Origin of the sequence: Lactobacillus sp. B3795, from assembly GCF_026535805.1 — a bacterium.
In the GTDB taxonomy this organism is placed as follows: domain Bacteria; phylum Bacillota; class Bacilli; order Lactobacillales; family Lactobacillaceae; genus Apilactobacillus; species Apilactobacillus kunkeei_C.
Genome location: NZ_JAFNPE010000015.1, coordinates 196,924 through 215,138 on the forward strand (window position 1 = coordinate 196,924; position 18,215 = coordinate 215,138).

The 18,215-nt window shown below is 34.8% G+C and carries 17 protein-coding genes; 6 read left to right on the forward strand and 11 right to left on the reverse strand.

Going from position 1 to position 18,215, the window contains the following annotated elements; translation table 11 throughout:
• Positions 1-26: 26 nt before the first annotated feature.
• From J3U50_RS06935 to J3U50_RS06965, 7 genes are all read right to left on the reverse strand, one after another.
• Positions 27-4,937: a hypothetical protein gene (locus J3U50_RS06935; protein WP_301945925.1), complete on the reverse strand. Its 4,911-nt coding sequence runs from the start codon at positions 4,935-4,937 to the stop codon at positions 27-29.
• A 308-nt stretch (positions 4,938-5,245) separates the two neighbouring features.
• Complete coding sequence (locus J3U50_RS06940) at positions 5,246-5,557, reverse strand: carboxymuconolactone decarboxylase family protein (protein WP_301945926.1); 312 nt, start codon at positions 5,555-5,557, stop codon at positions 5,246-5,248.
• 1 nt (position 5,558) lies between these two features.
• Positions 5,559-5,984 (reverse strand): cupin domain-containing protein, encoded by a 426-nt coding sequence (locus J3U50_RS06945; RefSeq protein ID WP_301945927.1) that lies wholly within the window; start codon positions 5,982-5,984, stop codon positions 5,559-5,561.
• Positions 5,985-5,996: 12 nt separating this feature from the next.
• Entirely contained in the window at positions 5,997-6,401 is a 405-nt protein-coding gene (locus tag J3U50_RS06950) for a MerR family transcriptional regulator (protein WP_301945928.1), read from the reverse strand.
• A 109-nt stretch (positions 6,402-6,510) separates the two neighbouring features.
• Positions 6,511-7,662, reverse strand: coding sequence for a hypothetical protein (locus J3U50_RS06955; protein WP_301945929.1), 1,152 nt, complete (start codon positions 7,660-7,662; stop codon positions 6,511-6,513).
• A 480-nt stretch (positions 7,663-8,142) separates the two neighbouring features.
• Positions 8,143-9,636, reverse strand: a complete 1,494-nt coding sequence (locus J3U50_RS06960) for a hypothetical protein (RefSeq protein WP_301945930.1) — start codon at positions 9,634-9,636, stop codon at positions 8,143-8,145.
• Between the two features lie 164 nt (positions 9,637-9,800).
• Positions 9,801-10,754, reverse strand: a complete 954-nt coding sequence (locus tag J3U50_RS06965) for a biotin--[acetyl-CoA-carboxylase] ligase (RefSeq protein WP_140967876.1) — start codon at positions 10,752-10,754, stop codon at positions 9,801-9,803.
• Between the two features lie 185 nt (positions 10,755-10,939).
• Between J3U50_RS06965 and J3U50_RS06970 the strand changes: the two genes are divergently transcribed.
• From J3U50_RS06970 to J3U50_RS06990, 5 genes are all read left to right on the forward strand, one after another.
• Positions 10,940-11,530: a helix-turn-helix domain-containing protein gene (locus J3U50_RS06970; protein ID WP_301945931.1), complete on the forward strand. Its 591-nt coding sequence runs from the start codon at positions 10,940-10,942 to the stop codon at positions 11,528-11,530.
• 101 nt (positions 11,531-11,631) lie between these two features.
• A complete protein-coding gene (locus J3U50_RS06975; protein WP_301945932.1) occupies positions 11,632-12,012 on the forward strand; it encodes a MerR family transcriptional regulator in 381 nt (126 codons plus the stop codon).
• Positions 12,013-12,014: 2 nt separating this feature from the next.
• Positions 12,015-12,878, forward strand: a complete 864-nt coding sequence (locus J3U50_RS06980) for an aldo/keto reductase (protein WP_301945933.1) — start codon at positions 12,015-12,017, stop codon at positions 12,876-12,878.
• A 178-nt stretch (positions 12,879-13,056) separates the two neighbouring features.
• Positions 13,057-13,320, forward strand: a complete 264-nt coding sequence (locus tag J3U50_RS06985; protein ID WP_248605952.1) for a hypothetical protein — start codon at positions 13,057-13,059, stop codon at positions 13,318-13,320.
• A gap of 126 nt (positions 13,321-13,446) precedes the next feature.
• Positions 13,447-14,265 carry a CAP domain-containing protein gene (locus tag J3U50_RS06990; RefSeq protein WP_301945934.1) on the forward strand — a complete coding sequence of 273 codons (819 nt, stop codon included), beginning with the start codon at positions 13,447-13,449 and terminating at the stop codon, positions 14,263-14,265.
• 40 nt (positions 14,266-14,305) lie between these two features.
• Here J3U50_RS06990 and J3U50_RS06995 read toward each other — a convergent pair whose 3' ends face one another.
• Together J3U50_RS06995 and J3U50_RS07000 are read right to left on the reverse strand one after the other, a co-directional pair.
• A complete protein-coding gene (locus tag J3U50_RS06995; RefSeq protein WP_054607829.1) occupies positions 14,306-15,142 on the reverse strand; it encodes an SPFH domain-containing protein in 837 nt (278 codons plus the stop codon).
• A gap of 10 nt (positions 15,143-15,152) precedes the next feature.
• The gene (locus tag J3U50_RS07000; RefSeq protein ID WP_053791378.1) at positions 15,153-15,353 is read right to left on the reverse strand and encodes a hypothetical protein; all 201 of its coding nucleotides are present in this window, start codon (positions 15,351-15,353) and stop codon (positions 15,153-15,155) included.
• 190 nt (positions 15,354-15,543) lie between these two features.
• Between J3U50_RS07000 and J3U50_RS07005 the strand changes: the two genes are divergently transcribed.
• Positions 15,544-16,155 (forward strand): helix-turn-helix domain-containing protein, encoded by a 612-nt coding sequence (locus tag J3U50_RS07005; protein ID WP_301945935.1) that lies wholly within the window; start codon positions 15,544-15,546, stop codon positions 16,153-16,155.
• 40 nt (positions 16,156-16,195) lie between these two features.
• Here J3U50_RS07005 and J3U50_RS07010 read toward each other — a convergent pair whose 3' ends face one another.
• Positions 16,196-16,627: a YjdF family protein gene (locus tag J3U50_RS07010; protein WP_301945936.1), complete on the reverse strand. Its 432-nt coding sequence runs from the start codon at positions 16,625-16,627 to the stop codon at positions 16,196-16,198.
• Positions 16,628-16,740: 113 nt separating this feature from the next.
• Complete coding sequence (locus tag J3U50_RS07015; RefSeq protein WP_301945937.1) at positions 16,741-18,093, reverse strand: APC family permease; 1,353 nt, start codon at positions 18,091-18,093, stop codon at positions 16,741-16,743.
• Between the last annotated feature and the right edge of the window lie 122 nt (positions 18,094-18,215).

The window sequence follows — 18,215 nt, forward strand, 5'->3', positions numbered from 1 at the left end:
TATCGTTTGATAGCGTCTTTTTTAGATTACTTAGTTAACTTACGAACAGCTTTTCTTAGTTGGGCACGTTTAGCGATTAAGCTACGTCTGTGCTTCTTAGTTAAGTGTTTTTTCTTTAACTGTTTGCTGATTTTAGCAATTGCCTTTTTGTCGGCTTTTACTTTTTTAGCAGCACGTTTTGTTAACTTCTTTTGGTGCTTCTTAGCTTTTTTAGCAGCTTTTTTTGATTTCTTAGATGACTTCTTTGAAACTTTTTTTGACTTCTTAGTTGTCTTTTTGCTCTTCTTTGAAGACTTCTTAACGTGTTTCTTAACAGTCTTTTTAGCAACCTTCTTCTTAGCAGGCTTTACGTAGTTCTTCTTAATTTCTTTACGAAGAGCTGCTGCTTGCTTGTGAAGACGTTTTTTAGTCTTCTTAGAAATCTTCTTGCTGTGTAACTTCTTGTTGATCTTAGCAAGTTTCTTCTTGTCACGGCTTACGATGGCGCGCTTAATCTTGTTCTTTAGTGCGTGAATCTTCTTTAATAGCGCCTTCTTAGCACGTTTAGTCATCTTCTTGTGCTTTAGCTTCTTGTTTAGCTTAGCAAGTGACTTCTTTGATTTCTTAATTGAAACTTTCTTAGCCTTAGGAGCCTTCTTGGCAGGTTTCTTACCTGGCTTCTTAGGTTGACCAGCATTGTTCTTGTTTGATGGGTTAACCGCAGGTTGATCAGGTTTTACATCAGGTGTAAGAGTTGAATCATTGCCCTTGTCACCATCAATCTTAGTAGATGAAGCAGTATTGTCATCGTTGTTCTTTTGATTGTCTGATGGTTTCTTGTCATCGTTGGCCTTTGAATCGTCTGATGGTTTCTTATCATCGTTGGCCTTTGAATTATCTGATGGTTTCTTATCATCGTTTGCCTTTTGGTCATCTGATGGTTTCTTATCATCATTGGCCTTTTGGTCATCTGATGGCTTCTTGTCATCGTTGGCTTTTTGGTCATCAGATGGCTTCTTGTCATCGTTGGTCTTTTGGTCGTCTGATGGCTTCTTGTCATCGTTAGCTTTTTGGTCGTCTGATGGCTTCTTATCATCATTGTTCTTTTGGTCGTCTGATGGTTTCTTATCATCGTTGGCCTTTGAATCGTCTGATGGCTTCTTGTCATCGTTAGCTTTTTGGTCATCTGATGGCTTCTTGTCATCGTTGGCCTTTGAATCGTCTGATGGCTTCTTGTCATCATTGGCCTTTTGGTCATCTGATGGCTTCTTGTCATCATTGGCCTTTGAATCATCTGATGGTTGGTTGTTCATTGCATCTTCAAGTAATGCTTGAGCATAGTCAGCCTTTAATTGATTAATTTGCTTAGTTAAATCACTAAAGTCAGTTGTAGTGGTGTAATTTTGGTTAGCATCATCATTCTTAAGTGTATCGGCGTATCCATATAATTGTGATAAATCATCGCTTAATTCCTTTGATGAAATAACTTTATCAGCATCCATCTTATCCAAAATAGCTAACTTATCTTTCATTGAGTTAACATTTGCTAACTTAGTTTCAAGATTCTTAACAATGTTTTGAATTACTGATGACTTCTTAATGTTTTCAATCAAGTATTTGTTGAATTGTTTTTCGTAACCACTTGGAATTCCAGTTAATGGACGTTCTTGGTAATCATCAGAATCGTCATCTGAAGCTGTCATTCTTAATGATAATTTCTTACCATCATTTGAATTATCTTTAGCGGATTGTTGTTCATTAAACTTCTTATCAAATTCTGACATACCTTGATCAAATTTGGCATCTTCTTCTGCTGCTAATTTATCTAATTCATTTTCAACAGCATCGCCAAATGTGTCGTGGTATGCCTTGATGTCGTTATCAACGTCAGAAGCACCAGTTAAGTCAATTTTGGCATCATTAGATACCTTATCATTCATTGATTTAACAATGTTTTGAACATTTTGTACTGCCTTAGCATCGCTTAATCCGGCCTTCTTCAAACCAGCAAGTGCGTCTGATAAAGCATCGTAATTATGCTTGCTATCATTGCTCTTGAATTCATCAACACTACTAATTAGAGCATCTAACTCATCATTAACGTTGCTTTGTGCACCTTTTTTCATTTCACTGTTGTGTGATTTGTTATTAGCATCAGCTTGTGAAACTAAATCGTTCAATGCTTTTAGACCATTGCTAATTGAGCTTTGGTTATCATCAATAACAATATTGTCGTTTCTGCTTGAGTTGTTACTCAAATTAATAACTGTGTTGTTTAGTGAGTCCAATGCATTGTTGATACCATTAGCATTCATTACCGCAAATACATCAGTATTATTTGATTTAGCAGCAGTTAGTTTTTGTGATAAGTCATTTAAAGCATTGGCAATCTTAGTTTGGTTTTGCTTATCGTTATCAACTTTAATAGTGTTATTGTCACTGATAGCGCCATAGAAAGCATCATCAATTGATGATGTAGCATTACTAATTCTGCGTACAAATGAATCAATTCGCTTGTCAGCCTTCTTACTATGACCCTTGTAGTTATTTAATGTGCTTTCAAAGCTAGCTGTTTGCTTACCAATAGCAATTAAACCGTCTTGAACATCATTCTTGTTATCGATCTTGAATCCTTTGACCGCCTTACTTAGCGCCTTTAGATGTTTGTCAATCAATTTAACGTGTGACTTGCTCATGCGTGATGTGTTCTTGTCATTTTCCTTAGCAACTTTGGCAATTTCCTTACCTAGTTCGCTAACTTTAGCATTAATATCACTTAATTGTCCCTTGCTTAGAGCACTGTAGTCTTTTTGGTTTGAGCGTTTAACTTCATTAAATACGTTAACTAAATTAGCAGCAGAATCATTAATAGCTTTAACATCACCGTCAATTAACAATGAATCATTCTTACTGTTTACATTATTTGATTTAGCTTGAGCATCAATTAGTGCATTCAATCCATCATTGATGTCATCAACGTTAGATGCGTAAATCTTAGCATCGTTCTTTTCATTAATTTCGTTTGATGTTTGAATATCTTGATCAAATATACGCTTTAGACGATCCAAGTTATCATTAATATCTTGGATTAATGCATCGTTCATCTTAGCTTGGTTGGCATCATTTTGTTCTTGATATTTTTGAACGGCATCTGCCAATGCATTTACTGAATTATTTAGCTCATCCATTTGGTCATTCATTTCGTCTTGAAGATCAGCGTTTACAACACCATTAATGGTTTCTTTTGTTTTCTTTTCAGCATCTTTAAGTGCATTGTTTAATTCATCTAACTTGTCTTTAAAGTTATCTAAACTAACTTGAGCAAGAGTGTCGTTAGTGTCGTCTTCGGCCTTCTTTAGCGCATTGCTCAATTCATCTAAATTGTCCTTAAAGTCATCTAGACTTACTTGAGCTGCTGTTTCGTTAGTTCTATCTTCAGCCTTCTTTAGTGCATTACTTAGTTCATCTAATTTGTCTTTGAAATCGTCTAAACTAACTTGAGCTACTGTGTCGTTAGTTCTATCTTCGGCCTTCTTTAGCGCATTGTTTAATTCGTTTAGTTTGTCTTTAAAGTCGTCTAAACTTGCTTGAGCAAGAGTGTCGTTAGTGTTATTTTCGGCCTTCTTCAGTGCATTGTTTAATTCATCTAACTTATCATTAAAGTCATCTAAACTAACTTGAGCTACTGTGTCGTTAGTTCTATCTTCGGCCTTCTTTAGCGCATTGTTTAATTCATCTAACTTATCCTTAAAGTCATCTAAACTAACTTGAGCTACCGTGTCGTTAGTTCTATCTTCGGCCTTCTTTAGCGCATTGCTTAATTCATCTAGTTTGTCCTTAAAGTCATCTAGACTAACTTGAGCTATTGTGCCATTGGTATTGTCTTCAGCTTTTTTTAGTCCATCGCTTAATTCGCTTAGTTTATCTTTGAAGTCATCTAGACTTACTTTAGCAATGGTGCCGTTAGTGTTATCTTCAGCCTTTTTAAGAGCATCATTTAATTCGTTAAGTGTATCTTGAAAGTCCTTCAAGCTACTTTCAGCAACTGTGCCATTAGTGTTATCTTCAGCCTTCTTAAGTTCATTACTTAATTCATCTAGCTTATCCTTAAAGTCGTCAAAGCTAACATTTGCCATTGTGTCATTTGTTTGCTTTTCAGCATCCTTAATAGCTTCCTTAATAGTGTTAACTTGATCATTAATTACTTTAACATCTGTACCAACAGCTACAGATTGTGCTTCATCGATAACATGGTTCAAAACTTCTAAATGGTTATTAATGGATTCGCTCAAAGCGCTGATTTCCGCTTTGTCGTAACCCTTATCAGTAAATTCCTTTTGAACACGTCCAGCAGCTTCAATTGCCTTATCAAGATTATCAAGGTATCCATCGATATCTTGTTCTTCTGAATCGATAATTTTTACTGCTTCTTTGTTGTTATTTGCTTGTGCCTTCTTAACTGCATTGTTAATAGAATCATTTAATTGGTTTAAATCATCATCAATTGAATTTTTCAATTCATTGTATACAGCATCGTCTTTGGCATCGTTTAGCATCTTAGCTGCTTCATCAAGTGACTTAGAAATGTATTCCAAATAATTCAAATTCTTATCAAAATTATCTGTTGATTGTTCGAATGCCACAGAATCCTTAGCTGCTTGAATTTCCTTAGCAAATTCATCTTGTGTTTCTGGATCATAGTTGATAGCTTGGGCTAAGTCATTAATAAAGTCACCCTTAACATAACTTAATGTTCCATTGTAGTAATTTGATAGTTCTGATTGGATTTTGGCCGCTGCACCAATAATATCCTTAGATGACTTATTCACATCATCCTTCTTTGAACCATGATTACTGTTATTTACTGCTGCTTTCGCATAATCATTTGAAGCATATGACATTACCATAACCGAAAGTGGAATAATTGCTAATGCCATATTTTTGAACCGTTTGTTCATTTTGAAAAAATCCTCCCTAAAATATAAATGAAAATAATACGAATATTTTCATACTAGCATTTTCTTTTTTAAAAAAATTAAGTATGTTAAATGTTTTATTATCTTTTAATAATGATTAATTTATAATTAATACAAATAAGAGCATCCCCTAATTTTTCTCTTAATTAATAACGTTAAAATTATCAAGATATAACTATTTATATTTTTAGCGGCAAAAATGAGAATAAAAAAATAACCGGCTTCATACCGGTTATCAATTCATATTAGCATTTATTTTTTCATAATCATTCCGTAATTCACGAAAGTTATTAGAATACTTGTTTAGCAATATTGAACGCTGACCACGCTTTGGGCCAACCGACATAAAAGGATAAATGTGTAATCATTTCTGCAATTTCATCCTCAGTAATGCCATTTTGTTTTCCCATCTTAAGATGAGCTTCCAATTGTTCAAAGTTACCAGCAGCAATTATGCTACTGATGGTAATCATGCTTCGTTGTTTTAAAGATAACTGTGATTCTCTGCTCCACACCTGGCCGAATAAAACATCATCGTTAATTTCAGCAAACTTAGGAGCAAATTCACCTAGATTATCTCTTCCTGCTGTTTGTTTCTTCATATTAATCACGCTTTCCTTCATTATTAGCTTGGCTGTATTGTTCATCACTGACAGCTTCTAACCATTCCGGAGTCCCAGCGGTGATTGCGACATGTGAGAACCAACTGTCGGCAGTTGCTCCGTGCCAGTGTTTGACACCATCATGAGTGACTACGACATCCCCAGGTTGTAATAATCTAGCTGGTTTGCTTTCTTCTTGGTATAAACCCTTTCCTCCGATCACCAATAGTAGTTGGTATCCATCATGATGAATATGCCAGTTGTTACGACATCCTGGTTCAAAGGTCACGTTTCCCACACCAACGTTGACTTCTGCTTCCGGACTAATCAATCCTTGTAAGTAGCTTTGACCAGTAAAGTATTGTGCGTATGCATCGTTCTTAGGTCCGCGATTAAAAATAATTCCGTTCTTTACTTCTTCGTTCATTAGCGATAACTCCTATCTAAATCGTTTAAGATATTCTTCGAATCTTTCGTCGACCTTATGATTTAGTTTGCCGTCATACCAATCAATCTTATGAGATAAGATATTTAGATGGGACTTGCGTTCATTAATTTCAGCCAAACTTCTCTTTCTGACTGATTGCAGTAATCGCTTTCGTTGGTCAATGGTGGAATCACCCTGTTTACGCAACTCGACATATTCCTGAATCTCAGTCATTAACATACCTGTTCCCTTAAGATGCAATATGAATCCAATCCACTTTACGTCCTGATCATCGTAATAGCGACGATCGTTTTCATCACGCTTAGGGATAATTAACTTTTGTTTCTCATAGTATCTCAATGTGTATGTGGTCAAACCGACTTTGTTGGCAAAGTCACCAATGCTGTATTTACTCATAAAAAAGGTCCTTTCTACTAACTTCAAGAATAAATGTACTATTTAGAGTTAACTCTAAGTCAAGTATATAAAAAAAGAATCATCATTTCGATGATCTTTTTTATTTTGACTATTCTTTGTGAGCAGCCTTTTTGTGTGAAGCTTTCTTTTCAGCCTTCTTGTGTGAAGCCTTCTTAGCATGTTTCTTAGTTACTTTCTTTGCGTGCTTCTTTGAAGCTTTCTTTGAATGCTTCTTTGCATGTTTCTTAGCAGCAGCCTTCTTATGTGAAGTCTTCTTTACATGCTTCTTAGTTGCTTTCTTTGCATGTTTCTTAGTTGATTTTTTAGCAGCTTTCTTTTCTGCGGCCTTCTTAGCAGCAGCTTTCTTAGCAGCCTTTTTAGCTTCTTTCTTAGTTGTCTTCTTTACAACCTTCTTTGAAGCTTTCTTTGATGATTTTTTAGCTACATGTTTTTTGGCAGCTTTCTTTGCTTCTGGTTTAGCTTCTGATTTTGTAGTTTCAGTAGTTGTAGCAGTCTTGGTTGCTTCTGGTTTAGCTTCTGACTTAGTTGCTTCTTTCTTAGTGTCTGTTGATGTTGTGGTTGCTTCTTTCTTTGCGTCTGTTGTTGTAGCTGCATCCTTCTTTGCATCTGTTGATGTTGTAGTTGCATCCTTCTTTGCATCTGTTGATGTTGTGGTTGCATCCTTCTTTACATCTGTTGATGTTGTGGTTGCATCCTTCTTTGCATCTGTTGATGTTGTGGTTGCATCCTTCTTTGCATCTGCTGATGTTGTAGTTGCATCTTTCTTTGCATCTGTTGATGTTGTGGTTGCGTCTTTCTTTGCATCTGTTGATGTTGTGGTTGCATCCTTCTTTGCATCTGTTGATGTTGTGGTTGCATCCTTCTTTGCATCTGTTGATGTAGATGCATCCTTATTTGCGTCTGTTGAAGCAGATTTATCATCTGATTTTGATGCAGTTGTATCTGATGATTTAGCATCTGAACTCTTGTTGGAATCTGATGATGAAGCTGGTGTGGTTGAAGTACTTGTTGTAGTAGTTGAAGCAGTTGCTGGAGTGGTGGTTGATCCAGTTGTAGTAGTTGAACCAGTTGTAGATGAACTGTTTGAGCTACCTTCTGAACTACCCTTGCTTGAATCTGATGAAGGTTGTGCTGATGCTGGTGTTGATTCAGTAGCAGCAAATGCGCTTACACCAGTTGAGAAAAATAGAGTTGCGGCAGGTACTAGAGCTAGTACGGCCTTTTTAAAGTTCTTTTTCATAATAAAATCCCCCTTGATATCCTTATTCAGGATTCGTTTTCAATTTAAAAATTTCGGTAATGACGTTGTCATCATCGTGAAACAGTAAATCTAAAAACTGTATAGATGCATCATATATGTACTATACAATCAGGTGATCATTTCGGTTAAAATGAAAAATTCTAATCAAAAAATCATCTTTATTGATACAAAAAGCCAAGAATACAGTCACCCGTATTTCAGCAAAAACAACAGACAAGACACATATTGCAAACCAGAGTAGATTATAAGTTTATAATCTACGCTTAATATATCACTAATCTTAAAAAATAGATGAATAAAATAACACTAAATATTAGACACGGTGTGTATATACACGTAAGAAACGTTGATAGTATAGTGTTTAAAAGTATTAAATTTTTTTAAAGATAATCATACATATTTCAACAATGTCTTGAATCGGTGAAAAAAAGACACCTTGAACAAGGTGTCTTTTAAAAATTACTTTTTATGCTTTTTATGAGTTTGTTTCTTTGCATGAGATTTTTTGGTTATGTGTTTCTTTGAGCGAGACTTTTTAGCAACGTGCTTTCTTGAATGTTTCTTTTTACTAACTTTCTTTGATGCTTTTTTCTTACGTAAAGTCTTCGAGAATACTTTTTTGTTAGCACTCTTCTTTTTGATCTTGTTTAATGCCTTCTTATTGATTTTCTTTTTGGCAACTTTTTTCGCACGCTTTTTACTAACTTTCTTTGATGCTTTTTTCTTGTTCGTATTCTTCTTTACACGTTTCTTTCTTGTTTTATTTACTGGCTTCTTGTTGTTCTTCTTTTTGGCAACTTTTTTCGCATGCTTTTTACTAACTTTTTTTGATGCTTTTTTCTTGCGCGTATTATTCTTTACATACTTCTTTTTTGCCTTATTTGATAGCTTTTTATTAGATTTCTTTGTGTCTACTTTATTTGCATGTTTCTTTGCTTCTTTTTTGTGGCGGTGTATGCTCATATATTTTAAAGTAGTGTCTAATTTGTGAAGAATAATTTTATCATTATCAATAGATTTATTTGGAACTTTATCATATCCATGATAAGTCCCTGGGATCCATTTACCATTACTATACTCTAATATATTACCGGAGTGATTTTCGAAATAATTCAAATCATCAATTACATCTTCAACTGCAAAGTACGTTTTTAATGCATCAATTGATTTATTGCTTGATTTTTTAGCTAATTTAGAAAATTCGACAGCTGACTTTGTTGATTCTGTTTCATAATTAGAAAACAATCTATTTACGTAACTCAAATTAGCAGAGGTTATGATTGGTATACCTCCATATAATATTTGATCTTTATCGTCTTGAAAGACTCCTTTGTAACCATCTCTTCCCATCTGAACATTCATTTTATTAAAGTTAATTATGTTCTCGTTACTATACACTACATATTTTCCATAAACATATTTAGCCTTAACCGTATTATCTTTTAGTCCATCTATAAATGGTCGGAAGGCATCAGTAAAAGAGAAGTCCTTAACTGGAAAATATTTTTTCACATTTTCATATTCGCTATCTGGTAAATAACCCCAAAATTTTGTAGATGTTTCATAAATGTTATTAACGTTATCATAACTAATATCGTTAACATCATAATTATTTATTTTATTAAGTAAATTGTTGAATTCATTAAGTCTATTTTGTTGATTAATCACATAGTTTTGTTCATAAAAATTATATGTATTTTTAAAAGCACCACTTATATCATTTTCAACATTTGAAAGTGTACTATAAATTGACCTATCACTATTTTGTTTAGAAAAAATAGCGACTTTTTTATCCATAGTTTTTCTGTATTTAATACGACTTTGTTCTTTTTGCTTCATAATTTCTCTTGTTGACCAAGAATTTGAAGCTTGTGCTTTAATGAGCCCTGCATCTGACATAGTAAGTATTAAAGCTAGCATTATAAATAAATATTTCTTAAATTTTTTATACATATTTCCACCTCTAATTTAAAAAATGCTTTTATAATATAGCACCATATTTTTAGTATTTAACAATAAATTGATGAAAAATACATAATTATATAATTATATAAAATTCAGTAATAGATAATTCGGTTATTCCTAAAATATAAAAGACACCTTGAACAAGGTGTCTTTTAAAAATTCACTTTTACGACTTCACCATTATTAATGGTTGTTGATTTTCCATCAACATCTAACAACAAGTGACCTTCTTTATCAATTCCGGTGACAGTTCCATCAATTGTTTCCTTGGTAGTATCAACACTGACCTGTTTTCCATTTAAGAATGACATCTTTTGGTAGTCTTCTATGAAGTTAGCTTCTAAATAGTGTGGGAACTCTTCATCAAAGCCATTAACGATGTCGGCAACTAGCTTGTTCTTATCGATTTCCTTGTCGCTGATCCAACCAACCTTATCCTTCATTTCTTCGGGAATTTCTTTGGCAGATAGACTAATTCCAACACCGACAACGATTGCGGAAGGTTGCATTAATTCAGCATCCATCACTAATTCAGTTAGGATTCCAACAACCTTCTTGTTGTTTACATAGATATCATTGATCCATTTAACCAAGAAGTCTTCTTCTGGATAGCTCTTTTTTAACGCCTTGGCAACAACCACTGCTGTCATGGTAGTTAATAACCCTGGGTTTAAATGTTTAGCATCATGGAATGGCACTACCATGCTCATGTAGATTCCACTATGGGCAGGAGAATAGAAACTTCTTCCCCTTCTGCCATGTCCTTGCGTTTGCTTTTCAGCAATCACCAAACGATGTTTGCCATCTGGATTTTGATCGTTGATTTGTTTGGCATATGAATTAGTAGATGTGATTTCCTTTTTGAAGATAATTTCGTAATCATTATCTAAGTCAGATTCGATTAGTTGTGGATTTAGTTCGTCGTTTCCTATGTACTTGTAGCCTTGATTAGTCTTGCTGTCGATTTGATGACCTTGTTCTTTTAGTTGATTAATCAGTTTCCAAATCATGGTACGACTAATGTTCATTTCATTTGCTAGTTGGTTACCTGACACCCATTCATCCTTGTGTTCGATAAACAATTGCAATAATTGATCTTTTTTCATCGTGAACTTCCTTTCGTTACTAAGTAAATCATATCATAAAACAATAATAAATATCGCAATCTATATCATAATTAAAAAGCACTTTATTTATTGATATATCAATGTTGCAAAGAAACTTAGCTAACTATTTTTGACAAACTTTTATATAATTATCACAATCAATATTTGAAAAGGAAGCGATAAAAATGCAATTTGGTGATCGTTTAAAGCAACAAAGAAAAATCAAAAAATTAACCCAAGACGACGTAGCGGAAAAATTAAATGTGTCTCGTCAAACCATCTCCAGTTGGGAAAATGAAAAGAGCTACCCTGACATTAAGAGCCTAATTTCATTAAGTGATATGTATGATATTTCATTGGATACGATGCTAAAGGAAGATAGTGGGATGAAGGAATTCATCGAAAAAAATGACCTAAGTAAAAAGCTATTAGGTTTAAGGTGCTCCATTGCTTCTTTTACTATGTTTGCTTTGTTACTATACTTTTTAAATTCAGTAAATGCCATATCATCAACATACGAAAATGCGACCATCTTTTTAATGTACTTGCTCTTTGTATTAATTCTTTTATCATTCAATAAATTTATTAAGTCCATTAATCTGGAAAGATCACAAATATCTGATACATTTAGATTGAATAAATATTTAAAATTCATATTAGCTGCGTTACTTATAGTAACCATTGAATTAGCAAGATATCATATAATATTACCTTTAATCATACTTATTGCCGCTTTGGAAATCTTCATTTTCATCTACTATTTCCGTAACAAATAAAAAGTTATCACAAAAAAGTGATAACTTTTTTTGTTTTTCGCTTGCATTGGAGTCAACTCCAAGGTTTATACTTTTTAATAATCAAGTCTGGAGGTAATCAAATGAACATTAATGAAGTCAGCAAGAAACTAGATATATCAAAGGATACTCTTCGCTACTGGGAGAAAATTGGCCTACTTCCTCCCGTCAAAAGAAAAGCGAGTGGCTATCGTGATTACTCAGATCGAGACGCCAATTGGGTATATTACATCAAGGCATTGCGCAATGCTGGTATGTCGATTGAAAGATTGCTGGAATTCGTTCATCTCTATCTAAAAGACATTGATGATTTAGATCGTCGTAAGGAGCTATTAATCGAACAACGCAATGAATTATTAGCTGAGATTGCCAAACGACAAGAGACTGTCGATTATCTAACATTTAAAATCGACCATTTCGAAGAACACGTAATGAATCAAAAAGACGAAAACAAAGGAGAATAAGTATGAACAAAAGAACTTTAGCAAACAACGTTACTATCCCTACCCTTGGTTTTGGTGTTTTCCAAGTACCAAATGAAGGTGCTGCCAAGCAAGCCGTCATTGACGCCATCAAAACTGGTTACCGTTTAATCGACACCGCCGCTAGTTACGGAAATGAACAAGAAGTCGGTGAAGGAATCAAAGCAGTGATTGAAGAAGGCATCGTCAAACGTGAAGACCTATTCATCACTTCAAAGCTTTGGGTGCAAGATGTGACTGCTGCAAAGGCACCTAAGGCAATCCAAGATTCACTTGAACGCCTTCAATTAGACTACCTAGACTTATTGTTAATCCACCAACCATACAACGATGTATTTGGAGCATGGAAAGCAATGGAAGCAGCTTATAAAAAAGGTCTAGTTAAGTTAATCGGTGTTTCCAACTTTGACAACGCGCAAATTACTAACCTGGCCGAATTCAACGACATCAAACCAATGGTAGCTCAAATCGAAGTGAACCCATTCTGCCAAAACATTGAAAAGGTTCAATACATGCAAGACTATGGTGTTCAAATTGAAGCATGGGCTCCTTTCGCTGAAGGTCAGCATGACCTATTCAAGAATGAACTACTTCAATCAATCGGTGATAAATACAACAAGTCAGTCGCTCAAGTTGTGCTTAGATGGTTGTACCAAAGAGATATCATCCCTTTGGCCAAGTCTGTTAAACCAGAAAGAATGCAACAAAACATCGATGTCTTAGACTTCGAACTATCAGACGAAGATATGGAACAAATCAAGACACTAGATACTAACCAAAGCCAATTCTTTGATCACCATGATCCAAAGATGATTAAGTGGATGGCTGGACGTACAATCGAATACTAAAAGAAAAGACCTGACGTTTGTCAGGTCTTTTTTTATTCTTCATTGTCAATTGTAGAATTATAGACTTGCAACCGCAGAAAATCCGATAATCGTAAACGCCTCTTCGAATTGAGTTCTCTTATAATTTGATATATCATGTCTAAGTAATACATTAATTATGAACGGATGTGAAAATGAAATGGGATTCATTATTTTTCTACTAGTCCTTGCCGCACTTTACCTACTAGAAGTGTATGTACTAACCGATACTAAATATTTTTGGGTCGGTGGAATTCTACCACTACTAATTGATATCTTAACCATCTTCTTAATGGTTGCTTCAAATAGTTATTCATTCCATGACTTTGCAATGGTATTTCTTGTCTTCTTTGGAACCCTTTGTATTTGGGGATACGGTGACGATCGACACAAAAAGAAAAACGGTATTAAAAAAGATAAATAAAAGACCTGACGTACGTCAGGTCTTTTTTTGAACAAATATATCAAAAGTTATTAACTTTACTTAATAAGTACAATATTAAGTTATCTTTTTAGATATAATTGACATTAATTACAAGGGGGTAATATTTTGAAGAAATTTTTAGTTTTAGTAATGTCTGCTTTAAGCATCATTTTCATTCTGAATGTAACAGCTAAGGCCGACGATACATCTGACAATTCATTTACATACACGGAAGATGCACCAGCTCAACCACAAAAGACCGTTACTATTCATTACGTCAACACCAAGGGGCAAAAACTTGCTGACGACAAAGTAATGACATCAACTGGTAATGCCGTTTCTGCCTATAACATGGATTCAGATACTTTAGATCCAATTTGGAACGGTTACGTCAAAAAGATAAAAAATTACATGCCTTACTACCTATATCAAAATGTCGATTACGATAAGTTACCATCATCAATTACCGTAAAATATATTGATTTAAAGACTGTAAATTCTAAGATGACAGCCTATGTCCTAAAAGACATCAACAAAGTACGTCGTCAACATAAACTACATGCTCTAAAGACCACTAAGGATTTGGCCAAACGTGCTAAGGTTCGATCAGAAGAACTATTTAAAAAGTTCGATCACGTTCGTCCAAATGGCAAGTCTTACAACGCCAAACTAAGTGGTTATGGTGAAGTCATTGTTAACTATCCTAGTGCTGCTAATTTCTCATACCAAAGTACTTTCGATGGAGTTCCTTTCCTAGTATTTAATAACAACGGAAAAGGACGTCTTAACTTGCAGGCTTCCGCATATACAGCATTAGAACAATACCTAACTGTTGACAAACTACATCGTGACACCATTCTAAATAAATGGGCTCACTACGTAGCACCTGCAACAACATTCCACTCAGATACAGTTGGTATGAATACAATTTTATTCAAATACTAGTAAATAAAAAGGAACCGGCTAATTACCGATTCCTTTTTTGTTATTCTTTAGTTTCTTTCTTTTCGCCGTTTTGCTTTAGTAGTTTTGCAAAAGTAGTCATTTGACCATATGAGTCTGCACCATCATTTGGTACAACCACCATGTTGGTATCTGAATTAGCTAGATTACTGAATGCTTCGATGCTTTGAGCATTGAAGTACTTGTCATCGGCACCTTGCAAAGCTTCTTGAATCTTGTCGATTCTGTACTTTTCAGCATCAGCCTTAGTCTTAGTAGCTTGAGCATTGGCTTCAGCAGTCGCAACTAGAGCTTCGTTTTGCGCCTTAGTACGTAATTCAACTGACTTGGCATCCCCTTCAGCACGTGAAATTTCAGCTTGGCGTTCACGGTCAGCAGTAAGTTGAGTGTTCATGGCTTCTTGGATGGCCTTACTTGGAGTTAATTCATCGATGTTAATACGATCAACGTTAATTCCATAGATGTCGGTTAAATCACCAATTGCATCGGCTAGCTCTTTATTGATTTCCTTAGTAGAACCCAACACTTCGTTTAAATCCATACGACCGATGATGTCTCTTAAGTGACCACGGACTAATTGGACCATGGACATTACTGAATCGGTATTTTCGTATTGGTACTTAACGGGTTCAGTCACGTGGTAGTTCAAACTGACACTACCTAATACTTCAGCGTTATCCTTAGTAATCAATGAATACTTTGGTAGTAGCTTAGGTTGCATTGCTAGACTAACGGTTCTAACGCGTTGAATTAATGGAATGTAGAAGTGCAAACCAGAACTTAAAGTGTGGCTGTACTTTCCTAATGTTTCAACTAATCCTTCGTTATTTTGACGAATGACTTTAACTCCAAATGGCATAACAAATACCTCACTTAATTTTTTGTAAATGAAGAGTATTACCTGTGTTATTCACGACCGAGTATTTCGCTTGATCATCATAGGTAGAATTATCGGATAAATCATAACGATACCAAATACCACCAACTTGAACCAATGATTTGTCGGTCGAGAAATCGTCACTTGTAACGACCCTACCTAAAAACATTCGATGTTCTAAATTGTCAGTCACGAAAAACACCTCCCCCTTTATTCACGTCCCATTATCCCATTGTTGTATTTAATAGTCGATATATTTTGCATAAAAATATTTTTCTTTTAAAACGTTGATATATCAACATGTCCAAGAAACTTGGCTACCAAAAATAGCATTTTTTATATAAAATAAAGTCATTATCTTAAGAGAAAAGAGACGATACATAATGAAATTTGGTGAACGTATCAGAGAACAACGCAAAATCAAAAATATGACTCAAGAAGATGTCGCAAAACACTTACACGTTTCTCGCAAAACCATCTCAAGTTGGGAAAACGAAAACAGCTATCCAGACATCAAGAGTCTAGTGAAAATTAGTGATCTCTATCAAATTTCACTAGATACCCTTTTAAACGAGGATTCAGGACTAAAAGAATATCTACAAAAGGATAAGGTCCAAAGTAATTACTTGGAATTAAAGTATGGAATTTCTGCACTTGGTAGCCTTGCGATTACACTGTTAGCGGTTATGAATAATGCCACTGCGTTGGTCTTTTTCATTGGAATCGTACTTGTTCAAGCCGCTAATAACCAATTTATGAAAAAAACTGGTTTAGAGTCACCAGAAAACAAAAAGTCCATTCTTAAAGATCCTAATGCAAGGACCTCTGTTAAAATTCTAACCATTTTCCTTATTTTAATAGGAATAATAATCATTATATGGATGGGCTATATTTCTATTGTCAGCAATACAGTAATTGGACTTATTGTCATCGGAATCTATACTCAGATAGTCAATTTATTTGTATACATCATCGATAAATTCCATCTCAGATAAAAAAGACGCCACATAAGTGGCGTCTTTTTTCTGAATATAATTAATGACCTTTATGTTTTTCCATCTTTTTATGTTGCTTCATCTTGAAGTTCATTAATTTCTTTTCTCTGTTATATTCACTTTTTTTCTTTTTACTTGTCTTCTTTTCTAATTGGCTTTGTTCTTTTAAAGCTTGTTGAGCCTTAGTACCAATTCCTTTAGAAACTTCTTTTCTACTAATTCTTTGTAGCCTCTTAGGATTGATTCTTTTTTCGGAAATATCCACTTCGTCAGCAGCTTTTTGATAAAACCTAAATCTTGACCACTTCTTATTTATAAGATTGTTTATCGAATATGCAGATGGCTCAGATGTTCCTAAAGTTATCTTTGCAACTTCATAATTATCATCAAAAGTATTTTCGATAATCAAACGATAAAAAGGAGGATCAAATACAACAACTGCCTTACCTTTAACAAAATTATCGATATTCATCCCCTCCTTTTTATGAAAAACTAATTATGGTTAAATAATAAAATAATTAATAAATATTATCAAGATATAATTTATTTAAATAAAAAGACGCCACATAAGTGACGTCTTTTTGCTTAGTCTTGTTTTCTTCTCTTCTTAATTGCATATACTACCAATCCGATAATGATCCATAGAATTACTGCGTATGGATATAGATTTCCAGGGAAATCTGGGATTGGGTATAGGTTAGTCCACATTGGGTAAACTAACACTAAGATTCCTAGAATTGGAATCAAGATATGTTTGATAAATGAACGCTTGATGGTATCTCTGTGCTTGTGGAAGTATAGAATTGTTCCGACACAGGCCAAAGCATATACTGTCAACATACTTAATACACCAAGTGTTGATGAGTTTGCATAGATTACTTCAGGACCATAAGGAACACCGAAGATTAGGTATGCCACAGCCATGATTACAGTTAGTAACCAAATCGCACGAGTTGGACTGTTTAGTTTTTCGTTAAATTCACCGAAGTATTTTGGTAGGTACTTCTTAACACCCATTGCATAGATCATGTATGCACCGGCATTCATGATACCAAGAACTGAACCAAAGCTACTGATTAGGATGGCAAAGTCCATGATAAGTGCCATTGGGCGACCCATGTACATCAATGAAAGGTCATTCAATGGTGATGAAGAATGTGCGAAGTCTGAGACGTGGTTGATACCAAATCCGATAACTTGCATGTAACTTGCGATAACAAAGAAAATTCCAGCAAAAATAATTGTAACAATAATAGATAATGGCACTGAACGTTTTGGATTCTTTGTTCTAACAGCTACAGTGGTAACACCTTCGAAACCACAGAATGATAGGATGGCAAATACCATTCCTTGACCAATTCCAGATACACTACTGTGAGTTGGGACGAATGGTTGGGCACTGATTCCATCACGACCACCCTTGGCAAAGATAATGATGGTCAATACGACTAAGATTGCAATCGCTAAGAATTCAATCGCAATTGCTGATTTACTGGTAAGTTTCAAACCAAAAGTAAGAACTAATGCGGCAGCAATCAATAATACATAAGCAATAATCGTATCGTTAAAGTTAAATCCTAACTGTGCGAAAAATACGTGGGCAAAGTTAGCATTGGCAGCCATACATGAGACGGCCAAGTTGACGTAGGCAAACGTCAATGTCCACCCACTGACTAATCCTAGTCGTTCACCTAAAGCTTGTTGGTTGTAAGCATATACTGAACCAACATCTGAGATATGTTTTGATAATTCGGCGAAACTAATTCCAACAAATAATAATCCAATCGCACCAAGTAAGAATGCAATTGGTACGTTAATTCCAGCGAATGGAACTGCTGGTACGGCGTTAAACGCGATTGAACCAGTTGGGGCAACAGCGGCAACGGCTAGCGCGAACGTCTCAAATTTAGTAATCTTTTTTGACTCATCTAAATCCATTATTCATTTCACTTCCTAAGTATTATGATGTGATGTATATTCTCTCCTCCAAACAAAAAAGCCGCTGATCCCATCACTATAGGTCAGCAGCTCTTCTCAGATTAATCGTATGTATCACGACG